The following is a 17,513-nucleotide window of genomic DNA, read 5'->3' on the forward strand; positions in this document are numbered from 1 at the left end:
TCGGGCCGCCTGTTTCCGGCCGCGCTGCTTAGTAGCGGGAAGCGGTCAGACGGCCCAGCAGCCAGCCGATCACCAAAGCGCCGCCCACTGCTTGCAGCGGATGGTCCTTGATATAGGCTTTTGAATAGTCGACAGCCTGCAGAGGCACGTCGGTCAGCAGATGTGAATGCTCGGACAACTTGCCCGCGACGGAAGAGACACCGCCAGCCAGTTTGTCGACCGTGCTGTGGGCAGCGGTAGCGACCTTGTCAACGGTGGTTTTTGTGGGCGCTGCCATCTTGTCAATGGTGCTGTGCAGCGAGCTACCTGCCTGGTCAACGCCGCGCGTAAGTGCGCTGTCATTGGTGAAAGACGCGCCGGAAGTGGTGCTTGCAAATTGGCTGCCGTTTTGTTTGTCCATGATGTTTCCTAGAAAAAGTGGTCAGTGAAGATGAGTGCTGGCGTTGCCCAAAGCAATTCCTAGCGCACGATTCACTGTCGCCCAGGAAAGGCATCGCTGCTGTGCGTGTGGGGAGGGCGTGCCTGTAGGACAAGGGATTGCACGAGCCCACGTGCAGTAATCCCGCTTGAGAGAAGAGGCTAGTCAAACAGCCCAGGCGTACCGCGCATGGCGCCTTCGATCAGCAGGAGGCGGAGCTTGGTCCTGACGCCACCGCTTGCGGAAAATCCGCCCGGTTTGTCGCCAGCCGCCAACACGCGGTGGCATGGCACCACCGGCGCAAAGGGGTTGCGGCCCAGCGCCTGGCCCACCGCGCGGCTGGCGCCTGGCTCACCCAACCGCGCAGCCACTTCACCATAAGTCAGCGTTTTGCCCGGCGAGATATCCCGTGTCACCGCATACACCCGCTGATGAAAGGTTGGCACGCCGCTCATATCGAGCACCAGTGCTTTCAGGTCATGCGCTTCACCGCGCAACATGGCGGCAATGCCGTCAATGGCCTGTTGAACCGCCTCGGGGGGCTGCGCATGCGCCGCGCCCGAAAAACGTTGCTGCATGCGAAGAAGGGTCTGCGATGCGTCGGCCTCGGGCAACTGCACGCCCACGATGCCGGCTGGACCCCAGGCGATGGCGCAGGGGCCTATGGCCGTTTCAAACAGGGCAAACGTGAGGGCGGGAATAGTCCTGTACATGAAGTTGTGATTATGGCGACGCTGCGGTGAATTGCAGGTCTTAACCAGTTGCTATCAATTAAATAGCAAACTCTACTCGCAAACATTGGGCAAGACGCCCAAAAAGCATTCAAACATTGCGGAGTCCCGGCGGTTTCCCTGTCAGAGGAAACTGACAAGCGGAAAGAGGCTTTTCCTAAGAAGGCCCCTCAAAATCAGGCGCAATGATGGCCATTTATCCGGAGGCAAGCATGAATCACTTTATCGCCCAACACGGGCGTCCGCGCGAGAATATTTCAGAAGAAACAGAGGGGCTGGAAGACGAAGACGACCTGCCCATCGAGCCGGATGAAGACATGCCCGTCATCCCCGACGAAGAGCGCGTCATCAACGTCCCTTCCTGACCCCATCGTTTGAAGCTGTCGTGGCGCCTTGCGGCTTCAGCCGACGTCGCGCTTGAGCCGGATTTCTTCCAGCTTCACTGAACCCACCGCCACGGTTTTAAGCGATGTCATTTCGCGCTTGAAGCCTGCAAGCTCATGAAAGCGAAGGCCACGATCGTTTCGCACCGGCACCCAAACGGTGACCTTGGTACAACCCTCTTCTTTCAGGCCGTCGTTCGCCGCGTCCCACAGGGCGACGCCCACGCCTTTCTCCCAAAACGCTGGGTCCACATAGATAGACCAGATTTCGCCGGTGGTGGACGGTGTCCCCTTGTCGCGTGAGCGGTCAAAGCCGACAAAACCGATAACCTTGTCGTCAGCGGTGGCGACTTGCACCTGAGGCTCCATGTACTGAATCGCCTCGCGCCAGAACTGCTCACGCTTGTCGCTGGACAAGACGTTCAACTGTTCATCAGGGACCAAGCCTTGATAGGCGGCGCGGGCGGACTTGGCGTGGATTTCGGCGATGGCTTTGGCATCGCGTGAGGTGGCGGGGCGAACCGGGAAGCTGGACATGGACAATACTTTTCGAATCGGGAATTTAAAAATTTCAGGCGGACCGGGATTGTCGCGCAAAACGCGCTTGTAACAGCGTGCGGTAAATTCAAGCCTCCGCTTCGCTACACATCTCTTCAGCCAGTCCCATGTCCGACAGTGATCCCGTCTATGCCTCCGGATCCCCGCAGATCTACACGGCGCGGATTGAGCCTTCTGGTCCCAGCTTCGAAGCGCCTGCGTCGCAGCCACTGCTGCAATCGGCCCAGGCGGCCGGCATGCAGCTGCTCAGTTCCTGCCGCAACGGTACCTGCCGCACCTGCATTTGCCATATGACCAGCGGTCAGGTGGTCTACCGCATTGAGTGGCCCGGCCTGAGTGCGGACGAAAAGCGCGAGGGCTACATCCTGCCCTGCGTGGCGTATCCCGCATCGGATGTGGTTTTTCAACTCCCCTTGTAGCCGCGTTTAAAAAAATAACGACAACGTGCATGACGGTGTCAAACAACTGTGTAAGCATGGCCAGATGGATTTTTTGCAGCCCCCTGTCAAGGTCACCGAATTTGCCCGAGGTGAAGACCCCACCACCACCTTTGCCGAGCATGAAGACCTCAAGGAAATTTTGCTGGCCGGCAGCACGCACTTTGAAATTCAGGCCGTGGGCCAGGTGCAGACCGCCAACCCAACGTTTCCCATCTTTACGGCAAGCATCGGCTCCTGTGATCCACTGGCCCCCGCGGTGGGCTTTTTTGGCGGCATTCACGGACTCGAGCGCATCGGCTCGCAGGTGATCCTGCACTACATGCGCGCCCTGCTGTTCCGGCTGCAATGGGACGAACTGCTGCATCTGCAACTGCAAAAAATTCGGCTGGTCTTCATGCCGATTGTTAACCCCGGCGGTATGTGGGCGCACAAACGCGCCAATCCGAATGGCGTAGACCTGATGCGCAACGCGCCGCAAAAAGCGGAGAGCCGCGTCCCTTTTCTCGCCGGCGGTCAAACCTTGAGCCCGCTGCTGCCCTGGTATTGCGGCAGGCCGGGCACGGCCATGGAGATGGAAAGTGCAGCGATGCTGCAGGTGGTGCGGGACCAGCTGGCCAGCCGGCCCTTCAGCCTGGCGCTGGATTGTCACTCGGGGTATGGCTTTGACGACAGCCTCTGGTTTCCCTACGCCAAGACCCGTCGGTTGATGGCGCATCTTCCCGAGATGTACGCGCTCAAAACCATGCTTGTGCAATCGCATCCGCACCATGACTACAGCTTTGAGCCGCAAAGCAACCAGTACCTGCTGCACGGTGACCTGTGGGACCACGCCTATGACCAATCGCCGCCGGCCCACATCTTTTTGCCCATGACGCTGGAGCTCGGCTCCTGGTTGTGGATACGCAAAAATCCGCGGCAGCTTTTTTCGCGGCATGGCATTTTCAACCCTATCAAGGCGCACCGTATCAAGCGCGTATTGCGGCGCCACGTGGACCTGCTTGATTTTTTAACGCGCGCCGCGTTTGCAGCGCCTCGCTGGTTGCCACAGGCTGAGCGCCGCGCCCAGCTGCTTCAACTGGCCACTGCGCACTGGCGGCCAAGGCGGCCCCTGTGAGCTGGGTACTCCTGCGGGGACTCACCCGGGAAGCCCGGCATTGGAGCGATCTGCCTGAGCGGCTGGCGCCCGCGTTGAATGGTGCCCCGGTCATTGCGCTGGATCTTCCGGGCAACGGCAAGTTTTATGGCCTGCCCTCGCCCAGCTCGGTGGGCAGCATGGTGGACTTTGCACGCAAGCAATTGTTGACTCAAGGATGCAAGCCACCTTACAGCTTCATGGCCATGTCTCTGGGCGGCATGGTGGCCACCCACTGGGCCCAGCATTACCCGGACGAAGTGGCTGGCCTGGTGCTGATCAACACCAGCATGCGTCCCTTCAACAGCCTGACCGAGCGCCTGCGCCCGGGAAACTGGCCGCAGCTGGCCCTGCTGGCCGCACGCTGGGAAGATGTTGACCATTGCGAGCGCGTGATTCACCAGTTGACCTGCAACCGGGCCACCACGCGCGATGAAGATTTGGCAGCATGGCGGCGGATTCGCAAAAGTGCGCCGGTCAGCGCGGCCAACGCGCGACGCCAGCTGTGGGCCGCGGCACGGTTTTCCAGCGCCGCACAAGCTCCCCGCTGCGCTGTGATGGTGTTGTCCTCGGCCGCAGATGATCTGGTTCACCCGCTGTGCTCAACCCGCCTGGCTGCAGCGTGGCAAGCCAGGCACCATCAGCACCCCTGGGCCGGCCATGACTTGCCGCACGATGACGCAGACTGGGTCTGCCAGCGCACAGCCGACTGGCTGACCCTCCGCTGACTGCTCCTCTTTTTATAGCAACTTTTGCCCGTAAACAATGGGCAAAGTGCCAATTCTTCTGAAACTTTCCACCCGCTACCTTGCAGGGAGCCCCGCCAGGGATCAAAGCCCCGTCAATAGGCAGTTACCATAGCCGGCATTACAACGCGGGCGGCATTTTGGTGCCGGGAGGAAGCTAATGCAACGAATCGTCATCGTCGGGGGTGGAGCAGGCGGTCTGGCGCTGGCCACCCAATTGGGCAAAACCCTGGGAAAAAAGAAGCTGGCCGAGATCACGCTGGTCGATGCAGCCCGCACCCATGTCTGGAAGCCGCTGCTGCACCAACTGGCAGCCGGCAGCTTTGACACCCATGCCGAAGAAATCGAATATCTGGCGCAAGCGCGCTGGAATCATTTCAAGTTTCGCCTCGGCAGGCTGGAAGGCCTGGACCGCGCCAGCAAAACGCTGCAACTGGCAGCCAGCCACGACGAAGCCGGCAGGGAAATCACCCCGGCCCAACAGTTGGCCTATGACACGCTGGTCATCGCCGTGGGCAGCCAGACCAATGACTTTGGCACCCTGGGTGCTGCCGAACACACGATCAAGCTGGACAGCCCGCAGGCCGCCAAGCGGTTCAACGACCGCCTGATCAACGCCTGCATCCGCGCCCAGACCGTGCCACGCACGGCTGGCAGCGGGCGCCTGACCGTGGCCATTGTGGGCGGCGGCGCCACCGGCGTGGAACTGGCGGCCGAGCTGCATGCCTCAGCCAAGGTGCTGGCCAACTATGGCTTCGACCACATCCACCCTGAAAAAGACCTGCAAATCGTGCTGGTGGAAGCAGCGCCACGTTTGCTGGCCCAGTTGCCCGAGCGTCTGAGCGAGTCCGCCCTGCGCGAACTGCGAAAGCTCGCAATTGAAGTGCACACCAATGAAAAGGTTGTGGAAGTCACCGAGGACAGCCTGAAGATGGCAAGTGGCAAGGTGATTTCATCAAGCCTGAGCGTCTGGTGCGCCGGCGTGAAGGCGGCCGACTTCCTCACGCGCCTGGGCGGCAGCGGACCGGACGCGCTCGAGACCAACCGGCTCAACCAGCTGGTTGTCAACGGCAACCTTCAAAGCGCGGTGGACCCCAGCATCTTCGCCTTTGGCGACTGCGCCGCCTGTCAGCAGCCCGACGGCACCTGGGTGCCGCCGCGCGCACAGGCCGCTTACCAGCAGGCCATGTATCTGGTCAGGGCGCTGCCGCGTCTGCAGCGTGGCGAGCGCGTTTCTCCCTTTGTTTTCAGGGACCAGGGCTCACTGGTGTCGCTGTCTGAATACTCCTCGGTCGGCAGCCTGATGGGCAGCCTGACCAAGGGCAGCTTTTTCATTGAAGGCCAGGTGGCCAAACTGATGTACTGGGCGCTGCACAAGCAGCACCAGCTGGCACTGGGCGGCTGGAAAAAAACAATCCTTATTACGCTGTCTGAAATGCTGGACCGCACCTACCGCCCGCGCATCAAGTTGCATTGATAATCAGCGCATCCCTACCAACCCAACGGAGAACACCATGGCAAAAGGACAGCAAAACAAGGACAAGATGGTCAAGAAGCCGAAGAAGGACACGGCGCCTCCCAAGGCAGTGTCGCCGGATGCTGTTCGTCCGACTATCGTCACGCAGGTGCCCCTGCGCGGTAAGCTGAAAAACAAATAATTAGCAACGATAGCGAAGTGAAACGTGTGGAGGATCCCTCTTCGCCAGCCGGGGCCGCGGAACCGGCTTCGCCGGGCCGCAGGCGCAGCGCCCCCTTGGGGGGCAGTGAAGTACACGAAGTGACGAACGTGGGGGCCCACAACGATCCGCTGCATGGGGTGACGCTAGAGGCTATCGTCACCGCCCTGTCGGACCACTATGGCTGGGAAGAACTCGGGCAGCGCATCAATATCCGCTGCTTCACCAGCGATCCCAGCGTGGCCTCCAGCCTGAAGTTTCTGCGCAAAACGCCGTGGGCGCGGGAGAAAGTTGAGAGCCTGTATCTCTTCATGCTGCGGGAAATCCGGCGAGCCAGCCCGCCGGTTCACAACTTTCCGCCGCCAAAGGCCTAGGGCCCTTCGTGCTGCTCAGCCTTTGAGCGGGTTGGAAAACACCAGCATCATGGCGACGCCCACACCAATCAGAAAGTTGGCGTCAATCAGCCCGGCCAGCAAAAACATCTTGGTCTGCAGCGGCTCCATCAGCTCGGGCTGGCGTACCGCCCCCTCCAGATAGCGGCCGCCCATCACACCAATACCCATGCAGGCGCCTATCGCCCCCAGGCCGATCATCAAACCACATGCGATGGAAATGGCACCTGCGTCACTCATGATTTTCTCCTTTGGTTTATTTACCTGGTTCATCTACTTGCTGATGCCTCGATCATGAAACTGGCGTCGCCGCAAAACAATGACCTCACAGGTAATGGCGTCGTGATTGACGGGTTCGAACTTCTGCATGCAGATGCATCACTGCTGGTGCTGAACAAACCCGCAGGGCTGCTCTCGGTGCCCGGCAAAGGGGACGACAAACAGGATTGCCTGAGTACGCGCGTGCAACAGGCTTTTCCCGACGCACTCATCGTGCATCGCCTTGATATGGCAACGTCGGGCTTGATGGTGATGGCCCGCGGGCTTGAAATGCAGCGCAAATTGAGTCATGCCTTTGCCGAGCGCAAGGTCTACAAACTTTATGAAGCCGTGGTGCAGGGAGCAGTCCCGGAGCTTTCGGGAGATGGCTGGGGCGTCATCGACCTTCCGATCGCGGTGGACTGGCCGAACAGGCCGCTGCGCATCATCGATACGGCGTTGGGCAAGGCAAGCACGACCCGCTGGCGGGTGCTCAGCCATGACAAGGATGCCGACAACACCCGGATGCAGCTCGAACCCCTGACCGGACGCTCGCACCAGTTGCGTGTGCACATGCAGGCGCTGGGCCACCCGATTCTGGGCGACATGCTTTACGCACCACCCGACGTTCAGGCCAGGTCCGATCGCCTGCTTCTGCACGCCCGCGTGCTGCAACTTGTCCACCCCGCCAGTGGCTTGTCCCTGAGGTTTGAAAGCCCAGCGCCTTTTTGACGGAACTTCGGCGCCATCCCCGCGTCCCAAGTTCACCAACCGAAAGCGCCTGATGCATACCACCTCCCCTCCTCTTGCACCTGCTCCTAAAGTGCTTCGGCGCCGTGCAGTAAGCGCAGCTCTCATTGCAGCGCCCGTGTTATGGCTGGGACCGCGCGCCCAACCTGCTGTAGCCCGCCGACCAACACCGTCGCAAACAGAGGGGCCGTTTTATCCGGTGGCCATGCCGGCGGATTCGGACAACGACCTCCTGCGCAATGGAGGGCTGAACTATTCCGTGGGGCAAAGCGCATGGGTGGAAGGCAGCGTCACCGATCTCTCCGGCAAGCCGCTGGCTGGCGCGCAGGTTGAGATCTGGCAATGCGATCACGCGGGGCACTACCACCATCCCGGCGACGGAGGCAAGGCTGACCAGCGCTTCCAGGGCTTCGGACGTGTCGCCGTTGCGGCCGATGGTCGCTATCGTTTCCGCACCATCAAGCCGGTGGCTTACGCAGGACGGACGCCGCACATCCATGTCAAGGTTCGATTAGGTCAGCGCGAGTTGCTGACCACGCAGATGTACGTGGCCGATGATCCGGGCAATGCGCGTGACTTTTTGTGGCGCAACCTCGCCAGCGCCGAGCGCGCTGCATTGACGGTTGCGTTTGTGCCGGGCAAAGACGGGCTTCAGGCCGACTTCCCCATCGTGCTTGCCGCCTGAGCGGCAAGCCGACGCGCCGCGTGCTTGCGCGTTGAGTGGTTAACATCACCAGCTATGACCCAACACCTTTTTATCCTGACCGGCGCGTCACGCGGCATGGGGCTGGCCATGGCCAGAAAGCTGCTGCAACCGCATCACAGTATTTTGTGCATCTCGCGCAAGGCCAATGACACGCTGGCGGCTCAGGCAAAACTGGCTGGCGTCGCCCTGCAGCAATGGACGCAGGATCTTGCCAGCGCCGCTGACATCAGCGCCAGGCTGGAACAATGGCTGCGTGAGCAAGCCAGCGCCGGTTTTGCCAGCGTCACGCTGATCAACAACGCCGGAATGATTCCACGCATCGGCCCCTTGAGCGAAGCGGACGCTGACGACCTGAACCAGGCCCTGCGGGTTGGCCTGGAAGCACCCATGCAGCTGACCTCTGCATTCCTGCGCGCAACGGGCAGCTGGACGGGAAAACGCAAGGTGCTCAATATTTCGTCAGGACTCGGCCGCAAGGCAATGGCTTCCCAGGCGACTTATTGCGCAGCCAAAGCCGGCATGGACCATTTCACGCGCTGCGTGGCGCTGGAGGAAGCCCTCAAGCCCAACGGCGCCGCCGTCTGCTCGCTGGCACCCGGTGTGATTGATACCGACATGCAAACCCAGCTGCGCGGAGCGGATGCCTCTGCTTTTCCGGACCAGCACAATTTTGTGAGCCTCAAGGAAAAGGGTTTGCTGACATCGCCTGAAGAAGCCGCCGCTCGTGTACTGGCCTACTTGGCCAAACCAGACTTCGGCAGCCAGCCAGTTGCGGACGTCAGGGATTGACTAGCCCCCACGCTTGCTCACTGCGTGTAGCCGCTGCCCCCCGAGGGGGCCACTGCGCCTGCGGCCCCTGCTTGTAGAGAGCGCCCCCCCTAGTCGCTCCGCACAATGCGCTGCTCCGAGGCTGCGGTTACCAAAATAGCTAAAAAACCTCTGGCACCACAAGATCCTGAGGCACCGGCTGCCGCACATAGTCTTCATGGCGAACACGCTCGGGCAGCACGATCGTGGCATGTTCGGTTTCCTTGTAGGGCATTTGCTGCAGCAGGTGGTGAATGCAGTTCAGCCGTGCTTTTTTCTTGTCGACAGCCTGCACCACCCACCACGGCGCTTCGGGAATGTGCGTGCGCTCCAGCATGATTTCCTTGGCCTTGGTGTACTCCTCCCAGCGGCGGCGGGACTCCAGGTCCATAGGGCTGAGCTTCCACTGCTTGAGTGGGTCATGAATACGCCCCAGAAAACGCAGATGCTGCTCTTCGTCCGAAATCGAAAACCAGTATTTGACGAGCTGAATGCCTGAACGCACCAGCATTTTTTCAAACTCGGGCACGCTGCGGAAAAATTCCTCGTACTGCTCTTCGGTGCAAAAACCCATGACCCGTTCGACACCCGCGCGGTTGTACCAGCTGCGGTCAAACAGCACCATCTCGCCAGCACCTGGCAGGTGCGAGACATAGCGCTGAAAGTACCATTGGGTGCGTTCACGTTCATTGGGTGCGGGTAAGGCAGCAACGCGGCAGATGCGTGGATTCAGTCGCTGCGTGATGCGTTTGATCACGCCACCCTTGCCTGCAGCATCGCGTCCTTCAAACAGGATCACAACCTTGTGACCTGTGCTGACTACCCAGTCCTGCAGCTTGACCAGTTCGCCCTGGAGCCGAAACAGTTCCCGGAAATACTGCCGTCGGGCTTCCTTGTCCGCCCCGCTGTGGCCAGGAGACGCTTCGCCCGTCAGCTCCGCCATGCTGCGATCTTCGAGCTCCATTTCCAGCTCTTCGTCGTAGCTGTCGATCAGGTCATTGCGGATGCGCCGCATCAGCTCTTCGTCGCTTGAATCCAATTTGCTCTCCTGCTGATGGGAAAATCCACCTCCTGACAGGCTATCAGAGCGATGTGGCGCTTTCGTGTCAGCTTTCAGCCTCGTCGGACTGGCCGCTCGCGGCCATGAATCTCAGGCCTCGATCTTGACGCCCTTCCAGAAAGCCACATGGCCTTTGATGTTTTCAGCCTCGGGTTTCGGGTCAGGGTAGTACCACGCCGCATCGGTGTTCATTTCCCCGTTGACCAGCAAGGAGTAATAGCTGGCCTGGCCCTTCCACGAACACATGGTGTGGTGGTTGCTAAAGGTGACATAGTCACGATTCAAACCACTTTCGGGGAAGTAGTGGTTGCCTTCAATAACGACTGTATCGTCGCTCTGCGCAATGACCGCGCCGTTCCAGATTGCTTTCATATCACTTCTTTCGTAACTTGCCAGGGTGCTGCCTGATCCCAAAAAATTGCACGCAACAATCTTCGCACAGCCGGCCGGGCAAGGGCTGTATCCCGCCCGCAGAAAAAAAGGTGCGATGCCGAAGCATTGCACCTTTTCAGGAAGCAGGGGCAGGGAGGTATCAGGCCATGCGCAGGTTGTTGCCTTCAACAATGACCTTGGAGCCAACAGGGATGGTGCTGGACACCTCAACATTGCGGGTGGAGCCATCGTTCATGCGAACGCGCACCTGATACACCGTTACTTTTTTCATATTCTTTTCGATCTGGTTGCCGGCAAAAGCACCGCCCGCAGCGCCAAGCACCGTCATGGCTGTTTTGCCGTTACCGCCGCCGACCTGGTTGCCCAGCAGACCGCCTACAACACCGCCAGCAACAGTGCCAAGACCAACCGTGGTGCCGCCAACATTCACACCGTTGACTTCGCCTTGACGCTGCACGGGCGTAACCGCCTCAACGGTTCCGCAGTCCACGCAGACAATCGGTTTTTGCGCCGGAGGTGCCAGTACAGGCGCCTGTGCAACGACCACGGGGCGCTGCTGGACCGTTTTGCTTGTCTGTGTCGGGGCCGTCTGCAAACTGCTTGCAGTTTTGCTTGCCGGAGCTTTGGTCGTCTGACCGCTCACCATTGCCTCTTGGGCACTCGGCTGCGCGTCAGAACGGTTTACCACCAGCGCGGCTGCGAGCGCCAGCACGGTGACGCCGAGCACTGCCGCAATGGCGACAAGCGCCTTGCTGTGCTGCATACGCTGCGGGAAACCGGGCTGACCACCGGGGGTGGCGGGAATTTGATTATTTGTATCCATGATGGGTACTCCTTGTGTGAACCTCATTTGTAACTATCAAAGGAGGGGGGAGCTGTAGGACGAGGTGACACTTGTAAGCAAGTGCACACGCCCTTCCAGCGCAAACGTGGAATCTTTCGCGAATAACCGCTGGTTTACCCTGCTACGACGCCCTGTCTGCATAACGCTCGCGCGCCAAAGCAGCACCCTTGGCCAGAGCTTCGAGTTTTTTGATCGCAACATCCCGGTTCATTGGCGCGAGGCCGCAGTTGGTGCAAGCCAGCAGGCGCTGCTTTGGAACATATTTCAAAGCCAGGCCGATGGTGTCGGCCACCTGCTCCGCCGTCTCCACCACATCACTGGCGACGTCGATCACCCCGACCATGACGTCCTTTCCCTCCAGCAGCGCCATCAGATGCGGCGGCACATGCGAGTGAAAACACTCCAGACTCACCTGGTCAATGCTGCTTTTGGCAAGCGCGGGAAAAATTTCCTCGTACTGGCGCCACTCGCCGCCCAAGGTTTCCTTCCAGTCCGTGTTGGCCTTGATGCCATAGCCATAACAAATATGAACCGCTGTGGTGCAGGTCAGCCCCTGGGCCGCACGCTCCAGCGCCTTCACGCCCCAGTCCGCAGCATCTTTCATGTAGACATTGAAGGCTGGCTCATCAAATTGGATGACGTCAACCCCGTCGGCCTGTAGCGCCAGCGCTTCCTGATTCAGCAGTTCCGCAAACGCCATGGCCATCTTGACGCGGTCGCCATAAAACTGGTCGGCCACGGTGTCGACAATCGTCATCGGGCCAGGCAGCGTGAACTTGATTTTTCTGGCCGTATGCGCTCGCAAAAATCTGGCCTCGGCGGCATGCACGCGCCCCTTTAGCCGCAACGCGGACACCACTTGCGGCACCATCGCGTCATAACGGTTGTTGCGTATGCCCATCTTGACCTTGTGTTCAAAATCAATGCCTTCCACCTGCTCCAGGAAGCCGTGGACAAAATGCTGGCGTGACTGCTCACCATCGCCAATCACATCCAGGCCAGCATCCTCCTGAGCCTTGATCCATAGCAGCGTGGCGTCAAGCTTGGCCTGCGCCAGCTCATCGCCCTGCGATTTCCACTGCGGCCAGAGCTTTTGCGTCTCGGAAAGCCATGCCGGCTTGGGAAGGCTCCCTGCTACGGTGGCGCTAAAGAGGGGGGATGTCATGGGCAAGTCCTTCTTTTGGTTTGATCGACCCAACTATAGCCAGCGCCTTCCTTTCGCGCTTGTCTGTTCCAATAGAGGGTTCATCACGTCACTCCAACAACAAAGCATCATGGCACTCAAAGCCACCATCTACAAAGCCCAACTGGCCATTGCCGACATGGACCGCAGCGTCTATGCAGACCACAACGTCACCATCGCCCGCCACCCGTCCGAGGCGGACGAGCGCATGATGATCCGGCTGCTGGCGTTTGCACTCAACGTCACGGCCGACGAGCAGCGCGGCAAACTGGATTTCGCCAAAGATCTATGGGATGTGGACGAGGCCGCCCTCTGGCACAAGGACTACACCGATGCGATCCTGCACTGGATCGACGTTGGACAGCCTGACGACAAGCGCCTGATGCGCGCTGCGGGACGGGCCGAACGCGTGAGTGTCTACAGCTTTGCCAGCAGCACCCCGGTGTGGTGGAAAACCATGGAGACCAAGCTGACCCGGGCTTCCAATCTGGTGGTGTGGCAAATCGAGGCGGCGCAAAGTCAGGCCCTGGCAAAACTGGCCAACCGGACGATGCAGTTGCAGGTGACAGTGCAGGACGGCACGGTGTGGATGAGCACCGGCGACCAGTCGGTGGAGATCACGCCGCGCCGGCTGACGGCTGGCGGCTAGGGCCTGGTCGTACCCGCGTCCGGCTCCTGCCGCTGGTAGGGCGGCAAGCGGGCTCCGCAGTTAGAGCAGAAATGCGAATCGGCGGCGTGCCCCTCGGTGAGGCATTCGTGGCAGGTGCGCGTAGTGGGCAGCGACCGACCCTCCTGTCGACGCTGCATCGCCATCTCCGCCGTCACGATACCGGTGGGAACCGCCAGAATGCCCCAACCCATCAGCATCATGATTGACGCGATGAAACGGCCAAAGTCCGTTTTTGGGGTGATATCGCCAAACCCCACGGTGGTCACCGTGCTGATGGCCCAGTAGATAGAAGTGGGAATACTGGTGAAGCCGTTGGTTTGCCCTTCGACCACATACATCAGTGTGCCCATGATCAGCACCACCATAAGCACCGCTGAAAGGAACACCAAAATTTTGCGCCCGCTGGCCGCGAGCGCACTGAGCAGAAACTGGTACTCCGCCACATAAGCCGCCAGCTTGAAGACGCGAAAAACCCGCAGCAGGCGCAGCACCCGGACATCAATCAGCGCATGCAGCTCCGGAAAGAAAAGCGCCAGATAAGTCGGCAACACCGCAACCAGATCGATGATTCCAAAAAAACTGGTGGCGTACTGCATGGGCTTGCGCACGCAGAACAGGCGGGCAAGATATTCCGCAGTGAAAAGCAGGGTGAACAGCCACTCCAGGCTATTCAGCGCCTGGCCATAACGGAGATTCACAGCCTGCACGCTGTCGACCATCACCACCGCAATGCTCAGCAGGATGATCACGATCAGTGCCTGATCAAACAGGCGTCCGGCGCGCGTATCCGCTTCGAAAATAATGGTGTAGATGCGCAGGCGCCAGCCGTCCAGCGGCCTTTCATGCTCGGGGTCGGGTAGAGGCGGAAGAGGTTTTTCCATGCGGGTCGGCCGGCAATTGCAGCGCCGCTCCAGTTTTATTGTCAGGAGGTACCTTACCCGAGTTCCTGCTCCGCGGGCGTCAGCAAACTGCCTGACAAGGGCGCACCTGCCGCAAGCCATACATCACAAGAGGTTTACCGACAGCCCCTGCACACGTCCAACCGAATCGCTCTCATTTTTATAGCGCCGGGCGCCCATGCCACCTTGGCAGGAGACCACTTTCTTTCAGGATCGTCAGGTACGATCAGCCTCAGCTTCCTGCAAGGCCCGCCACATCACCTTGCCCGAACCACTCTTGGGTAGCGCATCCACAAACTGCACCACCCGCGGATACTTGTAGGCAGCCATGTTTTCCTTGCACCAGTTGATGATGTCGTCCTCGTTCACCTGCCCTTTGTGGCTATGCCGTAGCACCACAACCGCCTTCACAGTCTCGCCACGATAGGCGTCTCTGGTACTGATGATGCACGCCTCCTGGATGGCCGGGTGCTTGAACATCAGGGCCTCCACCTCGGCCGGCCAGACCTTGAAGCCAGACGCATTGATCATGCGTTTGAGCCGGTCAGTGATAAAGAAGTAGCCGTCTTCATCAACCCGCCCCAGATCGCCGGAGCGAAAGAAGCGCTTACCTTCCATCTCGATGAAGGCGGCTGCAGTGGCCTCCGGCCGCTTCCAGTAGCCCGAAAAATTCTGCGGGCCACACATGATGATTTCCCCCTGCTCGCCCGGCGGCATTTCCACAAGAGTCAGTGGGTCTATCACCCGTGCGTCCGTGCTGAGAAATGGCACGCCCAGACACTGCTGCTTGGTGGCATCAGGCGGGTTGCTGTGAGACGGGGCGGCTGTTTCCGTGAGCCCATAACCTTCTGCAAAGCGCAGACCATACTGTTCCCATAGCCGCTGAGCCACGGCTTGCGGCATGGCCGCGCCACCGCCGCCGATGTACACAAGGCTGCTCAGGTCAAAGTCAGCAAAATTGGGACTACCGAGCAAATCGATCACCATGGTCGGGATGTTGGTCCAGTGCGTCACTCGCCAGCGTGAGATCAATTTTCCCGCGAGTTCACGGTCCCAGCGCGGCATGATGACAAGGGTGGCCCCACCGTAAATGGACGCATGCATGACGGAGACCATGCCGGTGATATGAAACATCGGCACCACTGCAAGCACCGTGTTCTCCGGCGTGCTGTTGCCCCACAGGCTGCTGCCAACCGCGTTGTGCATGATGCTGGCGTGCGTGTGCATGCAACCTTTTGGCAGGCCAGTCGTACCGCTGGTGTAGGGCAACACGGCCAGGTCGCGCGGCGTGGCGGTGTGTGGGGGCAAACGCCCGGTCGCGTCCTCGGCCAGGGCATCGGCCCATGCAGTGACGTGGCAGCCCGTGGCTATTGGCAATTCCTGCGGCGCGCCCAGCCAGTCACGCCAGGCCAGCGGCAAGTCGTCTGATGCGCCCTGCAAATCAAACGCGTCGCTGTATTGCGTGACCACGATGTGCTGCAATCGCTGCCCTTCGCCCAGCTGCTCGTTGGCCCTGAGCAACTCGGCGGCAAGGTCAGCGGAGGTGATGGCAAGCCGCGCGTCGGGGTCGGTGATGTAGTGTTTGAGTTCTTCGGCCCGGTTCATCGGGTTGACCGGAACCACCACCGCGTTGACCCGCAGGATGGCGAAATGTGCAATGACCCACTGCGGGCAGTTTTGCATGTTCAGAATGACCCGGTCGCCTTTTTGCACACCCCACTCATGCAGCGCGGCGGCCAGACGCTCAGCTTTTTGCAGCACCTCGGCATAGGTGAACACCCGGTTAAAAAACACCAGTGCCGGTTTGTCCGGGTAGCGCAGTGCGCTGACCACAAGGTTGTGCCACAGCGAAGTAGACGGTGGCGTGATGCGATGCGGCAGGCGCTTGGGCCAAACCTTGTAATGCAGGGTGTGCGGATCGGTTGTATGGGTTGCAGACGCAACCGCTATCGGGTCAGACAAGTCAGGGCTCCAGTGTTGTGCGCGGCGGACTTTCAGCCTACTCTGGCTGAAGCCGCCGTGCATCGGGGAAGCTCCCCATAAAACACTGTCGCCTGAGAGACGACGCTCTCCGTCAGGCTCCCACTTCAATTGTTGGGAACAAGCTCCACCCGCCGGTTCTTGGCCTTGCCTTCTTCGCTCGTGTTGGGTGCAATTGGGCTGGCAAACGACACGCCGACAGGCGTAAGGCGTTTGCGATCCGCCTTGTACTGCCCGGCCAGTGCGGCCACCACTGCGTCGGCGCGGCGTTTGGACAAATCGGTGTTGGACGCAAACTCCCCCACGTTATCGGTATGGCCTACCACCAGCAGCTTGAGGGACGGGCTGGTTGACAGCAGTTTGGCGATCTGATCCAGCGTGTCTTTTGACTCAGGTTTCACATCGGCTTTGCCGGAATCAAAGTACAAGCCGTAAAGCGCCACACGCCCCGCCGAGCTGATGGACTGGGCCATTTCTTCCGCCTTCACCGTCACCATCTTTTGCTCCATCGCTTTGAGTTCCAGCACATCAACGACGACGATGGTGCGGTTCTCCAGCGCCTTGCAATAAGTGCCACCGTTCAGGCTGTAGGCAAGCACCGAAACAAAGGCATTGGCCTTGGGCAGCTCAAGCGCTGCATAACGCTGTTCGCCGGTGCGGCTGGTCTGTGCGCAACTGCCGTTGGTAAAGGCCTTGTCCTTGACGCGATCCTGTGGCGTCAGCAGCATGGCAAGACTTTGATCTCCGCCGCCACCTTCGCTGCTGCGTGTGCCATCGCCACCGCAATCAGGACTCTTGCACTCAAACAGCGTCTTGCCGCCTTTGGCCGTGGCCTCATTCTGGTAATTGCGGACCGCCTGCAAGGGCGAAACATTTTCGGGGAGCACATAAACCAGATGACTGCGCCTGCCTTCGAGCGCCTTGCTCTGTGTGGGTTCAAAAACGACATTGTTGTGCGTGTCGCGTTTGGCCTTGTCGGCGATCGGCTTCAGGGGGCCCAGCGGCAGCTTGAGTTCATCAAAGTCACGGTGGTCCTGAGAGACCAGAAAGGAGCCGGCAAATCGCCCGATGACCGGTGAGTCCTTGGCGCCGGCGATATCCGCTTTGGGAACGGTAGCGTCTGCAAGCGCAGCGCCAGCCAGCACCAAACCCATCAGTGCGCATCCGAAATGTTTCATGTCCTGCCCTCCTGGATGATCAAAAAATCCAAGTATGCCTTGCCGGGTCCGCCTGACTCGCACGAGCAAGCAGAGACGAACGAGCGACTCAAACTGGCTCCTGCTTTGTACGGTACCGCACACAAGGACCTCTGCATGGGCATAAATCGAGGGTTTTCCTTAACATTCATTAACCAGCTGACAGGACATCGCTGTTACGCTGAGCCTGAAGGTAACGGCCGGTGAGTTGGCCATCAGGGAGAGCGAGAGGACGGGTGGGCACCCCCTCGCGACGCACAAATTAATAATGCCTATTGCCTGGAGGGACTC

Annotated in this window: 22 protein-coding genes; 11 read left to right on the forward strand and 11 right to left on the reverse strand. The window is 59.9% G+C overall.

Annotated features, from left to right (window positions below):
- Positions 1-28: 28 nt before the first annotated feature.
- Positions 29-400 carry a DUF883 C-terminal domain-containing protein gene (locus VE934_RS06520; protein WP_324885553.1) on the reverse strand — a complete coding sequence of 124 codons (372 nt, stop codon included), beginning with the start codon at positions 398-400 and terminating at the stop codon, positions 29-31.
- 179 nt (positions 401-579) lie between these two features.
- The gene (locus VE934_RS06525) at positions 580-1,131 is read right to left on the reverse strand and encodes a methylated-DNA--[protein]-cysteine S-methyltransferase (RefSeq protein WP_324885555.1); all 552 of its coding nucleotides are present in this window, start codon (positions 1,129-1,131) and stop codon (positions 580-582) included.
- A gap of 230 nt (positions 1,132-1,361) precedes the next feature.
- Here VE934_RS06525 and VE934_RS06530 point away from each other — a divergent pair, with 230 nt between their 5' ends.
- A complete protein-coding gene (locus VE934_RS06530; RefSeq protein ID WP_324885557.1) occupies positions 1,362-1,514 on the forward strand; it encodes a hypothetical protein in 153 nt (50 codons plus the stop codon).
- 36 nt (positions 1,515-1,550) lie between these two features.
- On the opposite strand, the gene VE934_RS06535 is transcribed toward VE934_RS06530, so the two are convergent.
- Positions 1,551-2,069: a GNAT family N-acetyltransferase gene (locus tag VE934_RS06535; protein WP_324885559.1), complete on the reverse strand. Its 519-nt coding sequence runs from the start codon at positions 2,067-2,069 to the stop codon at positions 1,551-1,553.
- A gap of 128 nt (positions 2,070-2,197) precedes the next feature.
- On the opposite strand from VE934_RS06535, the gene VE934_RS06540 reads away from it, so the two are divergent.
- The 6 genes from VE934_RS06540 (at position 2,198) to VE934_RS06565 (ending at position 6,458) form a co-directional block, all read left to right on the forward strand.
- Complete coding sequence (locus VE934_RS06540; protein WP_324885561.1) at positions 2,198-2,509, forward strand: 2Fe-2S iron-sulfur cluster-binding protein; 312 nt, start codon at positions 2,198-2,200, stop codon at positions 2,507-2,509.
- A 64-nt stretch (positions 2,510-2,573) separates the two neighbouring features.
- On the forward strand, positions 2,574-3,644 hold the full coding sequence (locus VE934_RS06545; protein ID WP_324885563.1) for a M14 family zinc carboxypeptidase: 1,071 nt from the start codon (positions 2,574-2,576) through the stop codon (positions 3,642-3,644).
- Positions 3,641-4,390: an alpha/beta hydrolase gene (locus VE934_RS06550; RefSeq protein ID WP_324885565.1), complete on the forward strand. Its 750-nt coding sequence runs from the start codon at positions 3,641-3,643 to the stop codon at positions 4,388-4,390. Before VE934_RS06545 ends, VE934_RS06550 begins: the two co-directional genes overlap by 4 nt.
- A gap of 178 nt (positions 4,391-4,568) precedes the next feature.
- Positions 4,569-5,885, forward strand: coding sequence for an NAD(P)/FAD-dependent oxidoreductase (locus VE934_RS06555; RefSeq protein WP_324885567.1), 1,317 nt, complete (start codon positions 4,569-4,571; stop codon positions 5,883-5,885).
- A 37-nt stretch (positions 5,886-5,922) separates the two neighbouring features.
- Positions 5,923-6,066: a hypothetical protein gene (locus VE934_RS06560; RefSeq protein WP_300561999.1), complete on the forward strand. Its 144-nt coding sequence runs from the start codon at positions 5,923-5,925 to the stop codon at positions 6,064-6,066.
- A gap of 26 nt (positions 6,067-6,092) precedes the next feature.
- Positions 6,093-6,458 carry a VF530 family DNA-binding protein gene (locus VE934_RS06565; protein WP_414693820.1) on the forward strand — a complete coding sequence of 122 codons (366 nt, stop codon included), beginning with the start codon at positions 6,093-6,095 and terminating at the stop codon, positions 6,456-6,458.
- 15 nt (positions 6,459-6,473) lie between these two features.
- Here the strand turns inward: VE934_RS06565 and atpE are convergent, their stop codons facing one another.
- Positions 6,474-6,716: a F0F1 ATP synthase subunit C gene (atpE, locus tag VE934_RS06570; protein ID WP_324885572.1), complete on the reverse strand. Its 243-nt coding sequence runs from the start codon at positions 6,714-6,716 to the stop codon at positions 6,474-6,476.
- Between the two features lie 54 nt (positions 6,717-6,770).
- Between atpE and VE934_RS06575 the strand changes: the two genes are divergently transcribed.
- Genes VE934_RS06575 through VE934_RS06585 form a run of 3 tightly spaced genes read left to right on the forward strand, consistent with a single transcriptional unit; the run spans position 6,771 to position 8,979 of the window.
- Complete coding sequence (locus tag VE934_RS06575) at positions 6,771-7,466, forward strand: RluA family pseudouridine synthase (protein ID WP_324885574.1); 696 nt, start codon at positions 6,771-6,773, stop codon at positions 7,464-7,466.
- A 52-nt stretch (positions 7,467-7,518) separates the two neighbouring features.
- On the forward strand, positions 7,519-8,169 hold the full coding sequence (locus VE934_RS06580) for a protocatechuate 3,4-dioxygenase (protein ID WP_324885576.1): 651 nt from the start codon (positions 7,519-7,521) through the stop codon (positions 8,167-8,169).
- Positions 8,170-8,223: 54 nt separating this feature from the next.
- Positions 8,224-8,979, forward strand: coding sequence for an SDR family NAD(P)-dependent oxidoreductase (locus VE934_RS06585; RefSeq protein ID WP_324885578.1), 756 nt, complete (start codon positions 8,224-8,226; stop codon positions 8,977-8,979).
- 139 nt (positions 8,980-9,118) lie between these two features.
- Here the strand turns inward: VE934_RS06585 and ppk2 are convergent, their stop codons facing one another.
- From ppk2 to VE934_RS06605, 4 genes are all read right to left on the reverse strand, one after another.
- The gene (gene ppk2, locus VE934_RS06590) at positions 9,119-10,012 is read right to left on the reverse strand and encodes a polyphosphate kinase 2 (protein ID WP_324885722.1); all 894 of its coding nucleotides are present in this window, start codon (positions 10,010-10,012) and stop codon (positions 9,119-9,121) included.
- Positions 10,013-10,147: 135 nt separating this feature from the next.
- Positions 10,148-10,429 carry a DUF427 domain-containing protein gene (locus VE934_RS06595; RefSeq protein WP_324885580.1) on the reverse strand — a complete coding sequence of 94 codons (282 nt, stop codon included), beginning with the start codon at positions 10,427-10,429 and terminating at the stop codon, positions 10,148-10,150.
- A 160-nt stretch (positions 10,430-10,589) separates the two neighbouring features.
- Positions 10,590-11,273, reverse strand: a complete 684-nt coding sequence (locus VE934_RS06600; RefSeq protein WP_324885582.1) for a glycine zipper 2TM domain-containing protein — start codon at positions 11,271-11,273, stop codon at positions 10,590-10,592.
- Positions 11,274-11,415: 142 nt separating this feature from the next.
- Positions 11,416-12,459, reverse strand: a complete 1,044-nt coding sequence (locus VE934_RS06605) for a methionine synthase (RefSeq protein ID WP_324885584.1) — start codon at positions 12,457-12,459, stop codon at positions 11,416-11,418.
- A 109-nt stretch (positions 12,460-12,568) separates the two neighbouring features.
- On the opposite strand from VE934_RS06605, the gene VE934_RS06610 reads away from it, so the two are divergent.
- Complete coding sequence (locus tag VE934_RS06610; protein ID WP_324885586.1) at positions 12,569-13,126, forward strand: YaeQ family protein; 558 nt, start codon at positions 12,569-12,571, stop codon at positions 13,124-13,126.
- On the opposite strand, the gene VE934_RS06615 is transcribed toward VE934_RS06610, so the two are convergent.
- The 3 genes from VE934_RS06615 to VE934_RS06625 all read right to left on the reverse strand — a co-directional run bounded on the left by VE934_RS06615 (position 13,123) and on the right by VE934_RS06625 (position 17,204).
- Positions 13,123-14,028, reverse strand: coding sequence for an ion transporter (locus VE934_RS06615; protein WP_324885588.1), 906 nt, complete (start codon positions 14,026-14,028; stop codon positions 13,123-13,125). The genes VE934_RS06610 and VE934_RS06615 overlap by 4 nt on opposite strands.
- A 234-nt stretch (positions 14,029-14,262) precedes the next feature.
- Complete coding sequence (locus tag VE934_RS06620) at positions 14,263-16,008, reverse strand: long-chain fatty acid--CoA ligase (RefSeq protein ID WP_324885590.1); 1,746 nt, start codon at positions 16,006-16,008, stop codon at positions 14,263-14,265.
- A gap of 125 nt (positions 16,009-16,133) precedes the next feature.
- A complete protein-coding gene (locus VE934_RS06625) occupies positions 16,134-17,204 on the reverse strand; it encodes an OmpA family protein (RefSeq protein WP_324885592.1) in 1,071 nt (356 codons plus the stop codon).
- Positions 17,205-17,513 lie beyond the last annotated feature (309 nt).

The sequence above is a fragment of the Polaromonas sp. genome (genome assembly GCF_035638815.1).
Taxonomy (GTDB): Bacteria; Pseudomonadota; Gammaproteobacteria; order Burkholderiales; family Burkholderiaceae_C; genus Polaromonas.

What these genes read in the sequence shown, in the direction of transcription:
- VE934_RS06520 (WP_324885553.1), bottom strand. Translation starts at nt 400, where the DNA reads ATGGACAAACAAAACGGCAGCCAATTTGCAAGCACCACTTCCGGCGCG.
- VE934_RS06525 (WP_324885555.1), bottom strand. Translation starts at nt 1,131, where the DNA reads ATGTACAGGACTATTCCCGCCCTCACGTTTGCCCTGTTTGAAACGGCC.
- VE934_RS06530 (WP_324885557.1), top strand. Translation starts at nt 1,362, where the DNA reads ATGAATCACTTTATCGCCCAACACGGGCGTCCGCGCGAGAATATTTCA.
- VE934_RS06535 (WP_324885559.1), bottom strand. Translation starts at nt 2,069, where the DNA reads ATGTCCAGCTTCCCGGTTCGCCCCGCCACCTCACGCGATGCCAAAGCC.
- VE934_RS06540 (WP_324885561.1), top strand. Translation starts at nt 2,198, where the DNA reads ATGTCCGACAGTGATCCCGTCTATGCCTCCGGATCCCCGCAGATCTAC.
- VE934_RS06545 (WP_324885563.1), top strand. Translation starts at nt 2,574, where the DNA reads ATGGATTTTTTGCAGCCCCCTGTCAAGGTCACCGAATTTGCCCGAGGT.
- VE934_RS06555 (WP_324885567.1), top strand. Translation starts at nt 4,569, where the DNA reads ATGCAACGAATCGTCATCGTCGGGGGTGGAGCAGGCGGTCTGGCGCTG.
- VE934_RS06560 (WP_300561999.1), top strand. Translation starts at nt 5,923, where the DNA reads ATGGCAAAAGGACAGCAAAACAAGGACAAGATGGTCAAGAAGCCGAAG.
- atpE (WP_324885572.1), bottom strand. Translation starts at nt 6,716, where the DNA reads ATGAGTGACGCAGGTGCCATTTCCATCGCATGTGGTTTGATGATCGGC.
- VE934_RS06575 (WP_324885574.1), top strand. Translation starts at nt 6,771, where the DNA reads ATGAAACTGGCGTCGCCGCAAAACAATGACCTCACAGGTAATGGCGTC.
- VE934_RS06580 (WP_324885576.1), top strand. Translation starts at nt 7,519, where the DNA reads ATGCATACCACCTCCCCTCCTCTTGCACCTGCTCCTAAAGTGCTTCGG.
- VE934_RS06585 (WP_324885578.1), top strand. Translation starts at nt 8,224, where the DNA reads ATGACCCAACACCTTTTTATCCTGACCGGCGCGTCACGCGGCATGGGG.
- ppk2 (WP_324885722.1), bottom strand. Translation starts at nt 10,012, where the DNA reads ATGCGGCGCATCCGCAATGACCTGATCGACAGCTACGACGAAGAGCTG.
- VE934_RS06595 (WP_324885580.1), bottom strand. Translation starts at nt 10,429, where the DNA reads ATGAAAGCAATCTGGAACGGCGCGGTCATTGCGCAGAGCGACGATACA.
- VE934_RS06600 (WP_324885582.1), bottom strand. Translation starts at nt 11,273, where the DNA reads ATGGATACAAATAATCAAATTCCCGCCACCCCCGGTGGTCAGCCCGGT.
- VE934_RS06605 (WP_324885584.1), bottom strand. Translation starts at nt 12,459, where the DNA reads ATGACATCCCCCCTCTTTAGCGCCACCGTAGCAGGGAGCCTTCCCAAG.
- VE934_RS06610 (WP_324885586.1), top strand. Translation starts at nt 12,569, where the DNA reads ATGGCACTCAAAGCCACCATCTACAAAGCCCAACTGGCCATTGCCGAC.
- VE934_RS06615 (WP_324885588.1), bottom strand. Translation starts at nt 14,028, where the DNA reads ATGGAAAAACCTCTTCCGCCTCTACCCGACCCCGAGCATGAAAGGCCG.
- VE934_RS06625 (WP_324885592.1), bottom strand. Translation starts at nt 17,204, where the DNA reads ATGAAACATTTCGGATGCGCACTGATGGGTTTGGTGCTGGCTGGCGCT.